Genomic DNA, 12,143 nt, shown 5'->3' on the forward strand with positions numbered 1-12,143 from the left:
GCATTTTGCTGCATCCAAAGGAGTTTGACAAATGGGGCTCAATAAAGAATGGAGGACCTGCTGATGCAGACATCTTTGACTGATGAACATGTTGAACAAAAGCGAGCGATTGCCAACCGGGTCAAAACGATTGTGGCGATTGCCTTGAGTGCGGTGATCATTGTTTCTTTCTTTTTTCCTTACATTCGGTTTGTATTTCGAGATACATCCTATCCGTTGACCGGTTTGCAGCTAGCTACGGTCCGTGGTATGATGGTTTACGGGCCGCAGATGAGCGGATTGGTAACAATCCCTTTACTTACCCGCATTGCAGTCATCGCGGGCGTGGTGTTAGCGTTAGCTGGCATTGTGCTTCTTTTGGTTAGAAAGCCGGTTTGGGCTGGCGTTGCTTATATCCTTGCCGGCGTCACGCCCCTGGTTTCCCTGATTACAACTTCGAATATTCAAACCGCGGTTACTTCCCTGAATATTAGTGAGATCGAAATTCAGTACCTTTGGCCTTTCCTCTGTACATTAGCGTTTGGTATCGCTGGTGCCATTCTGTCCCTTTGGACCCAAGGCACAGAACGCTTGGCGCAGTCGATTTTTAAGGTGTTTTCCTGTGTGTCCGTGGGGTCGGTGGCAGTCATCACCATCTATATCATTGTTTCCGGCGCCCCAGCGTTGGCAGAAATCGGCGTGGGCAATTTCCTGTTTGGTACGGAATGGGAAGCAAGTTCAGAAATTTTTGGGATCTTGCCCATGATTCTCTCGTCGATTGTGGGCACGATAGGCGCCATCATCATCGGTGTGCCGGTCGGCCTGCTGACGGCGATCTTCCTTTCGGAGACGGCAAACCCGATCTTGGCAAAAATTGTGCGCCCGGCAGTCGAGCTTTTGGCGGGCATCCCTTCTGTAATTTATGGCTTCTTCGGTATGTTGGTGATTGTGCCGGCAATCCGTACGTTCCCGCCCTTCCAGGGGCATACAACGGGCGACAGCCTGTTGGCGGCCATTATCATTTTGGCGATTATGGTCCTCCCAACCATCGTCAATGTTTCGGAGACCGCTTTGCGCGCGGTTCCGGTTTCTTACCGGGAGGCGTCCTTGGCTTTGGGTGCTACGCCGACCACGACGATCTTTAAAGTGACTGTCCCGGCGGCAAAATCCGGTATCCTCTCCGGCGTGATCCTGGGTGTAGGCCGTGCGATCGGCGAAACCATGGCGGTCATTATGGTGGCGGGCAATGTGCCCAATATGCCGCGCCTGTTGGGCTCGGTACGCTTCCTGACCACGGGCATTGCGATGGAGATGAGCTATTCGACCGGCCTGCACCGTCAGGCGCTGTTTGCAATCGGCCTGGTGCTCTTTGTCTTCATCATGATTGTCAATATCAGCTTTACGTATATCTCCAAGAAGGGAGTGCAGATGGATGCCAACTAATTCACTTTATTGCAAGCACAGCCGCCCCAAAGACACTTTTTTGAAGGTCCTGATCAATTTGGCGGCAGGGATTACGGTTGTCGTCCTGGTTGGGATTCTGGGATATATCCTGGTGAATGGCGTCCCTTACATCACCTGGCAGTTTATCTCCACACCGTATTCGGAAATGAACCCGGATCAAAAGGGTATTTTGCCGATGATTATCAATACCCTGTACATTGTTGTGATTACGCTGCTGATCGCAGTTCCAATCGGCATTTCTTCTGCAATTTATCTAACCCAGTATGCCAAGCAGGGCAGGCTTGTCCGGTCCATCCGTTTTACAACGGAAGTGCTTTCCGGTATCCCATCGATCATTTTTGGCCTGTTTGGTTACACCGTGTTTTGTATTCTATTCCGTTTGCAGGTGTCCATCTTGGCGGGCTGCCTTACGATGGCGATCTGTATCCTTCCGACCATCGTGCGCACAACAGAGGAATCTTTGCTGTCGGTGCCGAGTAGCTATAAGGAAGGGGCCCTGGCGCTTGGCGCAGGGAAATTGCGTGTGATCTTGGGCATTGTGCTCCCTTGCGCAATGCCGGGCGTATTGACGGCGGTCATCCTGGCTGTCGGGCGCATTGTGGGCGAAAGTGCCGCTTTGCTGTTTACCTCGGGTATCGGCTATAGCATGCCGAGAGGGTTCTTCCGCCAGATTATGACAAGCGGCCGGACACTGACATTGCACTTGTATCAGACAGCACGCGAGGCTTCTACACCGGATGCGATGAATATTGCATTTGGCACCGCAGCGGTGTTGCTGATTTTGGTATTCCTTCTAAATTGTTTGACAAAAGTAGTTACCAAAGCTGTAAAGAAGGGTTGAGAACATACAATGGAAATGGGAAATAGTAAAATTGTAATGAAGGATCTAAACCTCTACTATGGGGACTTTCATGCCCTGAAAGGGATCAATATGGAAATTCCAGCCAATAAGGTTACCGCGTTTATCGGACCTTCCGGCTGCGGAAAATCCACTTGCTTGAAGACATTAAACCGGATGAACGATCTGGTGGATAATTGCAAAATCACTGGTTTGGTGACCTTGGATGGGGAAGATATTTATGACCCGCGTACGGACGTGACCTTGTTGCGCCGCAGGGCCGGTATGGTATTCCAAAAGCCGAATCCATTCCCGATGACGGTATACGACAACATCGCCTATGGGCCGCGCGTCCATGGGATCAAGAACCGTCAGAAGCTCGATGAAATTGTGGAGACATCCCTGAGGAGCGCCGCTCTGTGGGATGAGGTAAAGGACCGCCTAAAGAAGTCCGCGCTCGGCTTGTCCGGCGGCCAGCAGCAGCGCCTGTGCATTGCGCGTGCTCTGGCGGTGGAGCCGGATGTCATCCTGATGGACGAACCGACCAGCGCCCTGGACCCGATTTCTACTTCTAAGATTGAAGATTTGATGGATGACTTGCGCGACCGGTATACGGTGGTCATTGTTACGCATAATATGCAGCAGGCGGCCCGTATTGCCGACCGCACGGCGTTTTTCCTCTTAGGGGAACTGGTGGAATATTCCGATACGCTGTCCATGTTCAATAAGCCTAAGGACGAACGGACAGAGCGCTATATCACCGGCCGTTTCGGTTAATTCTTCTTCCATTTTCAGCGGATTTGCTGTATAATATCTAAATAAGGCAAATTTATTGTGTATTATAAACGTAGGAGATTGGAATTATGGCAAGAAAACTATTTGACCGTGAGATTAACGATCTGATCCACTCGATGACTGAATTAGGGAACAAGGTGGACGGGCGCATTCAGATGACGATCGATGCCCTGCGTACGCTCGATATGGAAAAGGCGAAATATGTGGCGACTAGCGACGGTGAGATCGACGGCGAAGAGCATAAGATTGAGCAGATGTGCATGAATCTGATTGCGTTGCAGCAGCCGATCGCCAGCGACCTGCGTACGATTGCGGCCTGTTTGAAGATTTTGACCGATATGGAGCGTGAGGCTGACCAGTGCGCAGATATTTGCGACATTCTCACCATCGCTGAGCTTGACCGGAGCAGTTTGGCGCTGTCCCATGTGGTACAGATGATGGAAGCGGCGCATGATATGTTCCGCGGCGCATTGGATGTATTTCTGAGCCGTGACGTGGAGAAGGCGCGGGAAATCTGCAAGGCGGACGACAATGTGGATTCCATGTTTTCCAAGATTGTCCTGGAAGTTTGCGGGATCATCACGGAGAACCCGCAGAATGTTATGTGTGACGTCGATTTGATCTTCATCACGAAGTATGCGGAGCGTATGGCAGACCATGCGACCAATATCGCGGAGTGGGTCATCTATATGGAGACTGGCGTGCATCCGGACCTCAATACAAAAGTCGTTTGAGTTCGCTTGCAGGGCGGCAGGGCATCCCCTGGCCGCCCCATACATAGTTGTTGTGCGGAAGCGCGCAGAGAAAGAGAGGGGCATTTTATGCCTTTGGTATATATTGCAGACGACGAACCAAATATTCGCCGCCTGGTTGCGTTTGGCTTAAAGGACAGCGGCTTCGAATCCGCTGAGTTTGCAGATGGGGAGACGCTTTTGGCCGGGATAAAGGCGCGGAAGCCGGATGTTATTATCCTGGACTGGATGATGCCTCCGCCGGATGGCTTGGCAGTGTGCCGTACGCTGCGGTCCGATGCAGATACACGGGATATCCCGATCCTGATGCTGACGGCGCGCGGGGAAGAGATTGACAAGGTGTTGGGCTTAGAGCTCGGCGCGGACGATTATATCGTCAAGCCGTTTGGGATCAAAGAGCTTTGCGCACGTGTGCGGGCGGTTCTGCGCCGGACGGCGCGTTCCCAGGAGCCGGAGCAGAAGTTGGAAGCCGGCACGCTGCAAGTGGACATCGCGCGCCATACGGTTACAAAGAATGGAACAAAAATCGAATTAACCGCCAAAGAGTTTGACCTGCTGGCAATGTTGATGAAAAACCGTGGGAAAGTGCTCACACGCGACAGCCTGCTGGATAAAGTTTGGGGTGTGGAATATTTTGGAGACACCCGTACCGTGGATGTGCATGTGCGCTATTTGCGGCAAAAAGTAGAAGATGACCCGGATCATCCGGTCTTAATCCAGACGGTGCGCGGCGTTGGGTACCGGTTTTCCGAATAAAATTGTTGGCATGCCTTTTGGGGTGTGCCACTTTTTTTACATCGTATTTATCTGACAAGCAGAGGGGACAGCAAAATGAAAAAGCGGATGATGCTGTGCAACATCATCATAATTGTCGTAGGCTTTGTAGCCGCCTTTTTGACAGCCACATTGCTAGTACAAAATCAATACGAGCGGGAGTTCACCAGGCAATTGGATACCGCGCTGGCGGTGCTTTCTACACAGATAGAGGATTTGGAAGATCCGGAAAAAGAAGCTTCTGCTTTGGGGGAAGCGCTGCAAGAGGCGGGGTTGCCCATCCGCATCACCATCCTGGATGAGGAAGGAAACGTCCTGGGGGATAGCGAGGGGCGGGAGATCACAGAAAACCACGCAGACCGCCCGGAGATCCTACAGGCGCGTGAAGAGGGTGTTGGGTATGATATGCGAAAGAGCAACAGCGTGGGAACACAATATTACTATGAGGCGCGGCACGTAGGGCAATATTATTTGCGTGCGGCGTTGCCTACAGGCGCGCTGGAGGAGACAATCCAGCAGATGTGGATGGATGCAGGGCTCGGTATGCTGTTTGGTATTGTGATGGTGTGTATGGCGTCGAGCATTTTTGTCACGTGGATCAGCGAACCAGTCAAACGGATGAGCGTTGCAGCACGCCGCTTGGCGGACGGCGAATTTTCCATCCGGGTGGAAGGGAAATTTAGCTATGAATTTGCAGAGCTGGCCCAGGCGTTTAATCAGATGGCAGACAGTACGGAACACGCGGTGAGCCTTCTCAAGACAAAGCAGGAACAGTTGGAAGGGGTCCTCCAGGGGATGAATGACGGGGTTCTTGCAGTAGACGAGGGCGGGGAAGTGCTTTTCCTCAACCAGAGCGCACGCAAGTTGCTCCACTGCCCGTCGATGCAGGTCGGGGACCATCTGGAAGGTAGCCTTCTGCTGACAAAAGTTTCCGCCCTGCTGCAAGAAACGATCTGTGCCGGAAAACCGATCAATGACGAATGGATCAATTTGCCGGAGGATAAGCGGTATACCGTTTATGCAGCGCCGATGGAGGCGCGGCCCACAGGTTCGGCATTGGTGGTCCTTTCCGATGTGACGCACATGCGGAAAATGGAGCAGATGCGCAGTGAGTTTGTCTCCAATGTCACCCATGAACTCAAAACGCCGCTGACCTCGATCCGCGGCAGCATCGAGCTTCTGAAGAGCGCGGACCGCGATGAGGAAACACGCCGGTATTTTTATGATGTATTGGATATTGAGACAGACCGCCTGACCCATTTAATTGACGACCTCTTGGTGCTCTCCCAGATTGAGAACGCCAAGGACGACCCCTCCATGCGCCCTTGCAATGTGAAAGAGGCGCTGGAAGCCTGTGTGGAGCGCGCAAAGTCGCTCGGCCAGGAGAACCATGTCCGCATGCATATCGATGCCGATCCGGAGCTCTATGTGGCTTGTACGCCGACACGCTTACAGCAGCTCTTTGGGAACCTGATCGACAATGCGGTCAAATACAACGTCAAGGACGGCAGCGTGTTCATCACGGCGCAGCGCCAGCGTCAGACCGCTGTGGTGCGGGTGAAGGACACAGGGATTGGCATTGCGAAAGAGCATTTCCCGCGCTTATTCGAACGTTTTTACCGCGTGGATACCAGCCGTTCCAGGGAGATCGGCGGCACGGGCTTGGGCCTTTCCATTGTCAAGCATTTGGTAGCGCTGTACGGCGGGGAAATTGGGGTGGAGAGCGAGCCCGGAAAGGGGACTGCCTTCACGATTTGCTTGCCGTTAGCACCAAAAGAAAAGGAAAAATAAGGAGTGTGTGGTGATATTTCCCTTTGCTTTTGTACTATATCACCAAAAAGCGTTAAAGAAACTGCACACATTGCTCGAAACCGTATGCCTTCCACAAAAAGCAGGTTGCATTTCGACGGAAAAAGAGTTAAAATAACAAAAGACAACCGCACCAGAGCTGGCCTTTGGTGCGGTAAATTTTACAGCATCGCCTCCACCAAACGACGGAGCACGGCCCCCGCCGTTTTTCCTGGAGCGGCTGTTGTGTGGAGGTGTACCCGATCCATGTTTTATCAAAAAGACGTGGAAACCATGCGCCGCGCAGATATTGAGGCGCTACAGCTGCAAAAGCTGAAAAAGATGGTGGATTATTGCTACAATAACATCCCGTTTTATCATGAGCGGCTGCAAGAAGCCGGCGTTACCGGCGATAAGATAAAAACCTTGTCGGATATCCAATATATCCCCTTTACCACAAAGGATGACATCCGCGACAATTATCCCTTTGGCATGATGGCGTGCCCAATGAAAAATATTGTGCGCATCCACGCCTCCTCCGGGACCACCGGCAAGCCCACGGTCGGCGTGTATACCAAGAAGGACATCGACACCTGGGCGGAGCTGATCGCCCGCATCGGGGCGGCTTCCGGCGTGACGGATGAGGACATCATCCAGATTTCCTTTGGCTACGGCCTGTTTACCGGGGCGCTGGGCCTGCACTACGGCTTGGAAAAGCTGGGTGCGACGGTTATCCCGGCATCCTCCGGAAATACGCAGAAGCAGCTGATGATGTTCCGCGATTTTGGCGTGACCGGGTTGGTGGCGACCCCGTCCTATGCGCTGTATCTGGGCGAGATGGTCAAGGAATCCCCGTATCCCGCCAGCGCATACAAGCTGCGCATCGGCCTGCTGGGGTCCGAGGGCTGCACCGAAGAGATGCGGACGCAGATCGAAAAGAACCTACATATGTTTGTAACAGATAACTACGGCATGACCGAACTCGGCGGCCCGGGCGTTTCCGGCGAGTGCGAACTGCGCTGCGGCTTGCACTTCGCGGAGGACCACTTCCTGCCGGAGATCATCGACCGGGATACCCTTGAGCGCAAGGGGCCGGGTGAAGTGGGCGAGCTGGTGGTCACCACGCTGTCGCGCGAAGGAATGCCGGTCCTGCGCTACCGCACCAAGGACATCACCCGCATCAATTATGAGCCCTGTGCATGCGGACGCACCCACGCGCGCATGGATAAGGTGATGGGGCGCACCGACGACATGATGATTATCAAGGGCGTCAACGTATTCCCGTCGCAGATCGAGAGCGTTTTGGTGGGGATGGAGCATGTCGGCCCGCACTATCAGCTGATCGTGCGCAAGAAGAACTTCCTGGATACCCTGGAGGTCAAAGTGGAGCTCAGCAACGGCGAACTGTTGCAGAGCTATGGCGAGCTGGAGGCGTTGCAGCATAAGATCCACGACCGCCTGAAGAGCGTCCTTGGCCTGGAGACAAAGGTCACGCTGGCCGAACCCAAGAGCTTGGAGCGCTTCCAGGGCAAGGCAAAACGCATCCTGGACCTGCGCAACGAGCCGGAGGAATAAGCGAACATGGGAATTTCATCCGTCCATGCGGCGGATAGGTCTGATATATAGGAGAGGTAAAATGAAAAAGTTACTGTTGGGAAACGAAGCGGTCGCGCGCGGCCTTTACGAGGCCGGTGTGCGGGTGGTGTCCAGCTATCCTGGCACCCCCAGCACGGAGATCACAGAGGCGGCCGCCACGTATGAGGAAATTTACTGCGAATGGGCTTCGAACGAGAAAGTGGCGGCGGAGGTCGCTGCCGGCGCGAGCTTTGCCGGGGCGCGCTCATTCTGCGCGCAGAAGCACGTGGGCCTGAATGTGGCTGCGGACCCGCTCTTCACGATGAGCTACATCGGCGTGAACGGTGGCATGGTGCTTGCCGTGGCCGACGACCCGGGCCTGCATTCGTCGCAAAACGAACAGGACTCCCGCAACTATGCGATTGCCGCAAAGCTCCCGATGCTGGAGCCCGCCGATTCCGCGGAGTGCCGGGACTTCACGAAGCTGGCCTATGAGCTCTCCGAGCAGTTCGATACGCCGGTGCTCCTGCGCTTGACGACGCGCGTCGCGCACAGCCGCAGCCCGGTGGAGCTGTACGAGCGCGAGGAGCACGCACTCAAGCCGTACGAGAAAAACCCTGCGAAAAACGTCATGCTGCCCGCTTTTGCGAAGCCGAAGCACTATAAGGTGGAGGAGCGCACGCAGAAGCTTTCCGCCTGGTCGGATGAAGCGGACATCAACGTGTTGGAGGATAATCATTCCGAGGTCGGTGTGATCGCTTCCGGCGCGGTATATCAGTATGCAAAAGAGGCGTTGGGCGATACCGTGTCCTATTTAAAGCTGGGGATGGTACACCCGCTGCCCCTCAAGAAGATCCAAGAGCTGGCCTCCAAGGTCAAGACGCTCTATGTCATTGAAGAGCTCGACGATGTGATCGAGTCGTTCTGCAAAAAGAACGGGATCGCCGTGCATGGCAAGGACGTATTCCCGCGCTGCGATGAGTTTTCGCAGAATGTGATCCGCCAGTGCATGCTGGGCAAGGTGCCGGAGAGCAAAAAGGTGGATGCGGAGACGCCGGGCCGCCCGCCGGTGATGTGCTGCGGCTGCCCGCACAGGGGCCTGTTCTATGCCTTGAAGAAGGCAAAGGTCTATGTCAGCGGCGACATCGGCTGCTATACCCTCGGCGCATCCGCCCCGTTGAGCGCGATCGATACCTGCATCTGCATGGGCGCGTCCGTCTCTGCGCTGCACGGCTACAACAAGGCCCGCGGCAAGGACGCGGAGCAGAAGAGCGTTGCGGTCATCGGCGACTCCACGTTCATTCATTCCGGTATTACGGGCTTGATCGACATCGCCTACAATCAGAGCAATTCCGTGGTCATCATCCTCGACAACTCGATTACGGGCATGACCGGCCACCAGCAGAACCCGACGACCGGTTACAACATCAAGGGCGACCCCACCACAGCGGTCGATTTGGAGGCGCTGTGCAAAGCGGTCGGCATCAAGCGGGTGCGCGTCTGCGACCCCTATAACCTCAAAGAGGTAGAGGCAGTTCTGAAAGAGGAACTGGCAGCGGAGGAGCCTTCTGTCATCATCAGCCGCCGTCCGTGCGCGCTGTTGAAATATGTGAAACATAAGCCGTCCCTTGTGGTGGATACGGAGAAATGTATTGGATGTAAAGCGTGCCTGGGCATTGGCTGCCCGGCGATCAGTGTGCACGGCGGGAAAGCTGCAATTGACCGCACGCAGTGCGTAGGCTGCGGCGTATGCACCACCCTGTGCCCGAAGAGCGCGATCACAGAACAGGAGGTACAGGCATGAGCAACGTGAAAAGTGTCATGATTGTCGGCGTAGGCGGGCAGGGAACGCTGCTGGCCAGCCGTGTGCTGGGCAGCGCGATGTTGAGCCAGGGCGTCGATGTAAAGGTTTCCGAGGTGCACGGCATGAGCCAGCGCGGTGGGTCCGTGGTGACGTATGTGCGCTATGGCGATAAGGTGTATTCCCCGATCATCGCGCAGGGTGAGGCGGACGTTCTGCTGGCGTTTGAAGCGTTGGAGGCGGCCCGGTACCTGCCGTGGTTAAAGCCGGAGGGGACCGTGGTGGTCAACACCCAGCAGATGGACCCGATGCCCGTTGTAACAGGCGTGGCCGAATACCCGAAGGACATCCTTGGAAAGGTGCGCGAGCAGGGCGTTAAAGTGGTCGCGTTGGATGCTTTGGGGATGGCGGAAGAGGCCGGCTCATCCAAGGCGGTCAATGTGGTCTTGATCGGCGCCATGGCCAAGAAACTGGATCTCCCCAAGGAGGTCTGGATCGATACCATCAAGGAGACGGTGCCGTCCAAATTTATCGATATGAACCTCAAAGCGTTTGAACTGGGGTACAACGCGGACGTATAAAAAAGCGCGAAGCTTGTTTCGGTTGGCGCCGGTCCCGCATGCGGGAAGCCCAAGCGCGTAACCGAAAGAGAATCAAACCATAAAGGAGGAATCGGTATGCAGATCCAGCAGATTTCCGTTTTTGTGGAGAATAAGTCCGGCCGCCTTGCAGAGATCACGGAGGCGCTTGCCGCAGCAAATGTGGATATCCGGGCGGTTTCCATCGCGGATACCAGCGATTTCGGTATTTTGCGGTTGATTGTCAATAAGCCAAAGGAAGCCGTAGAAGCTCTGAAGGCTGCGGGATTGACGGTTTCCCTCACGAGCGTGATCGCCATGGGAATCGACGACCAGCCCGGCGAATTTGCCAAAGCCATGCGCGTGCTGGCGGACAATCAGATTGGCGTGGAATATATCTATGCGTTTGTCAGCCGTGAGCATGGAAAAGCCTTTGTGATTCTTCGTGTGGACGACAGCGAGCGGGCAGTAAACATGCTCAGGGAGAATGGAATTACCATCTTGAGCGCAGAAGAAATCTACGATTTGTAATTTGTTTAGACTTTTATACGAATTGGAGCGGACAGGAAGACTTCCTGTCCGCTCTTTTGTTTAGCGGGGAACGGAAATTCAGGGGTTTCATAGAAAAGGAGAGAGGGGAGTGGTGTACTGTGCCGCGCGGGAAGGATTGCGAAAAAAGAAAAACGGAAGGGAAAATTTTTCCCTTCCGTTTTATAATGAGATAAGAGGTCCTATTCCGCGCCTCTGCGGACAAAGGACACAATCGGTTCGATTTCGGAGCGGTCTATAAAATTCACGTCCTTGCCGTAGGTTTCCAGGAGCTGGCGGTCCTCCTCCCGCAGGGAAGAGGGAGCCTTTTTCAAGAGCATCTTCCGGAGCATGGCCATCATCGCCCGGTGTACCACCGTTAAGTGCGGATAGTCCAGCCGGCCGCGCAGGTGGAAAAAGGTGCATTGCGCTGCGATATTTGCTGGGAGCGCCTTGTGCAATTGGCTGCGGATCTGTTCGACATTCGCTGGGTCCTTTGGGTCTGCAATCCCACAGGTAAACAGGATCAGGGGTTTCCCTTCGCATTTGGAGAAATGCTTCAGAAAAGTGGGAAGCCCTTTGACCCCTCCGGCATAGAGGCCCCCGCCGTACAGGATACAATCATAGCCGCCCAATACATCGGCGGAAATCGCGCGGACTGCATAGAGATCTGCGTCCAGCGCTTCTGCCAGCCAGCGCGCATACTGTTCGGTTGCGCCGTATTGCGAACTATAGACAACGATCGTTTTCATAAATTCCCCCTTAGAAATGCAGAGCATGTGTAGCACGGGAAAGCTTTCGCTTGTGCGGCCTTTTATAAAAGATGAAGTTCTCCGCTATGTAAGCTGGAATCCATCGATTTTCTGGAATTCCACCGTGTAACCGTTCGGGTCCTCCAAAAAGAACGAATAGACCGGTTGGGATGGATGCTGCGCAGGGGCGCTCTGCGGCTGAATGCCGAGTGCGCAGATGCGCTGGTATTCCGCATCGACGCTCTCCCGGTTGGCGCAATTGAGCGACAAGCACAGGTGTTTGCGGGGGATTTTCCCGTCCCCATAGGCGACAAAGGCAAAATACCCTTGCTTTGCGTGGAAAATACGGACGGTATCCGAGGCGAAGACCGTGCGCAGGCCGACCACTTGGGTATAAAACATCTCGGTTTTTGCAAGGTCAAGGCAGGGATAAAACGCCATACAAGAGGTAATCATCGACTGGCCTCCCAGAAAGATATGGATGAAAGCACATGCGCATGCCGCATAGGAATCATGGAG

Annotated in this window: 12 protein-coding genes; 10 read left to right on the top strand and 2 right to left on the bottom strand. The window is 54.4% G+C overall.

Going from position 1 to position 12,143, the window contains the following annotated elements; genetic code table 11:
* Nucleotides 1–63 precede the first annotated feature (63 nt).
* From pstC to I2E77_RS00310, 10 genes are all read left to right on the top strand, one after another.
* The gene (gene pstC, locus I2E77_RS00265; RefSeq protein ID WP_087230285.1) at nucleotides 64–1,422 is read left to right on the top strand and encodes a phosphate ABC transporter permease subunit PstC; all 1,359 of its coding nucleotides are present in this window, start codon (nucleotides 64–66) and stop codon (nucleotides 1,420–1,422) included.
* Nucleotides 1,412–2,284: a phosphate ABC transporter permease PstA gene (gene pstA, locus I2E77_RS00270; protein ID WP_191521199.1), complete on the top strand. Its 873-nt coding sequence runs from the start codon at nucleotides 1,412–1,414 to the stop codon at nucleotides 2,282–2,284. Before pstC ends, pstA begins: the two co-directional genes overlap by 11 nt.
* Before the next feature lie 15 nt (nucleotides 2,285–2,299).
* Nucleotides 2,300–3,058, top strand: coding sequence for a phosphate ABC transporter ATP-binding protein PstB (gene pstB / locus I2E77_RS00275; protein WP_087230288.1), 759 nt, complete (start codon nucleotides 2,300–2,302; stop codon nucleotides 3,056–3,058).
* Between the two features lie 86 nt (nucleotides 3,059–3,144).
* Entirely contained in the window at nucleotides 3,145–3,810 is a 666-nt protein-coding gene (gene phoU, locus I2E77_RS00280; RefSeq protein WP_087229768.1) for a phosphate signaling complex protein PhoU, read from the top strand.
* Nucleotides 3,811–3,897: 87 nt separating this feature from the next.
* Nucleotides 3,898–4,584, top strand: coding sequence for a response regulator transcription factor (locus I2E77_RS00285; protein WP_087229771.1), 687 nt, complete (start codon nucleotides 3,898–3,900; stop codon nucleotides 4,582–4,584).
* Nucleotides 4,585–4,659: 75 nt separating this feature from the next.
* A complete protein-coding gene (locus I2E77_RS00290) occupies nucleotides 4,660–6,393 on the top strand; it encodes an ATP-binding protein (protein ID WP_195450391.1) in 1,734 nt (577 codons plus the stop codon).
* Nucleotides 6,394–6,657: 264 nt separating this feature from the next.
* Nucleotides 6,658–7,965: a phenylacetate--CoA ligase family protein gene (locus I2E77_RS00295; RefSeq protein ID WP_087229776.1), complete on the top strand. Its 1,308-nt coding sequence runs from the start codon at nucleotides 6,658–6,660 to the stop codon at nucleotides 7,963–7,965.
* Between the two features lie 61 nt (nucleotides 7,966–8,026).
* Complete coding sequence (iorA, locus tag I2E77_RS00300; RefSeq protein ID WP_191395432.1) at nucleotides 8,027–9,769, top strand: indolepyruvate ferredoxin oxidoreductase subunit alpha; 1,743 nt, start codon at nucleotides 8,027–8,029, stop codon at nucleotides 9,767–9,769.
* Entirely contained in the window at nucleotides 9,766–10,347 is a 582-nt protein-coding gene (locus tag I2E77_RS00305; RefSeq protein WP_087229782.1) for an indolepyruvate oxidoreductase subunit beta, read from the top strand. The genes iorA and I2E77_RS00305 overlap by 4 nt, the downstream gene beginning before the upstream one ends.
* Before the next feature lie 96 nt (nucleotides 10,348–10,443).
* Complete coding sequence (locus I2E77_RS00310) at nucleotides 10,444–10,875, top strand: ACT domain-containing protein (protein WP_191362733.1); 432 nt, start codon at nucleotides 10,444–10,446, stop codon at nucleotides 10,873–10,875.
* A gap of 200 nt (nucleotides 10,876–11,075) precedes the next feature.
* Here I2E77_RS00310 and I2E77_RS00315 read toward each other — a convergent pair whose 3' ends face one another.
* Together I2E77_RS00315 and I2E77_RS00320 are read right to left on the bottom strand one after the other, a co-directional pair.
* The gene (locus I2E77_RS00315; protein ID WP_087229788.1) at nucleotides 11,076–11,624 is read right to left on the bottom strand and encodes a flavodoxin domain-containing protein; all 549 of its coding nucleotides are present in this window, start codon (nucleotides 11,622–11,624) and stop codon (nucleotides 11,076–11,078) included.
* An 84-nt stretch (nucleotides 11,625–11,708) separates the two neighbouring features.
* Nucleotides 11,709–12,080, bottom strand: a complete 372-nt coding sequence (locus I2E77_RS00320; protein WP_087229791.1) for a VOC family protein — start codon at nucleotides 12,078–12,080, stop codon at nucleotides 11,709–11,711.
* Nucleotides 12,081–12,143: the final 63 nt, after the last annotated feature.

It is taken from the genome of Anaeromassilibacillus sp. 1001302B_160321_C8, from assembly GCF_015554745.1.
GTDB classification, from domain to species: Bacteria; Bacillota; Clostridia; order Oscillospirales; family Acutalibacteraceae; genus Anaeromassilibacillus; species Anaeromassilibacillus stercoravium.

Excerpts from the sequence above, each read along its gene's own strand:
- iorA (WP_191395432.1), top strand. The coding sequence starts at position 8,027 with ATGAAAAAGTTACTGTTGGGAAACGAAGCGGTCGCGCGCGGCCTTTAC.
- I2E77_RS00305 (WP_087229782.1), top strand. The coding sequence starts at position 9,766 with ATGAGCAACGTGAAAAGTGTCATGATTGTCGGCGTAGGCGGGCAGGGA.
- I2E77_RS00310 (WP_191362733.1), top strand. The coding sequence starts at position 10,444 with ATGCAGATCCAGCAGATTTCCGTTTTTGTGGAGAATAAGTCCGGCCGC.
- pstC (WP_087230285.1), top strand. The coding sequence starts at position 64 with ATGCAGACATCTTTGACTGATGAACATGTTGAACAAAAGCGAGCGATT.
- I2E77_RS00295 (WP_087229776.1), top strand. The coding sequence starts at position 6,658 with ATGTTTTATCAAAAAGACGTGGAAACCATGCGCCGCGCAGATATTGAG.
- I2E77_RS00320 (WP_087229791.1), bottom strand. The coding sequence starts at position 12,080 with ATGATTACCTCTTGTATGGCGTTTTATCCCTGCCTTGACCTTGCAAAA.
- phoU (WP_087229768.1), top strand. The coding sequence starts at position 3,145 with ATGGCAAGAAAACTATTTGACCGTGAGATTAACGATCTGATCCACTCG.
- pstA (WP_191521199.1), top strand. The coding sequence starts at position 1,412 with ATGCCAACTAATTCACTTTATTGCAAGCACAGCCGCCCCAAAGACACT.
- I2E77_RS00315 (WP_087229788.1), bottom strand. The coding sequence starts at position 11,624 with ATGAAAACGATCGTTGTCTATAGTTCGCAATACGGCGCAACCGAACAG.
- pstB (WP_087230288.1), top strand. The coding sequence starts at position 2,300 with ATGGGAAATAGTAAAATTGTAATGAAGGATCTAAACCTCTACTATGGG.
- I2E77_RS00285 (WP_087229771.1), top strand. The coding sequence starts at position 3,898 with ATGCCTTTGGTATATATTGCAGACGACGAACCAAATATTCGCCGCCTG.
- I2E77_RS00290 (WP_195450391.1), top strand. The coding sequence starts at position 4,660 with ATGAAAAAGCGGATGATGCTGTGCAACATCATCATAATTGTCGTAGGC.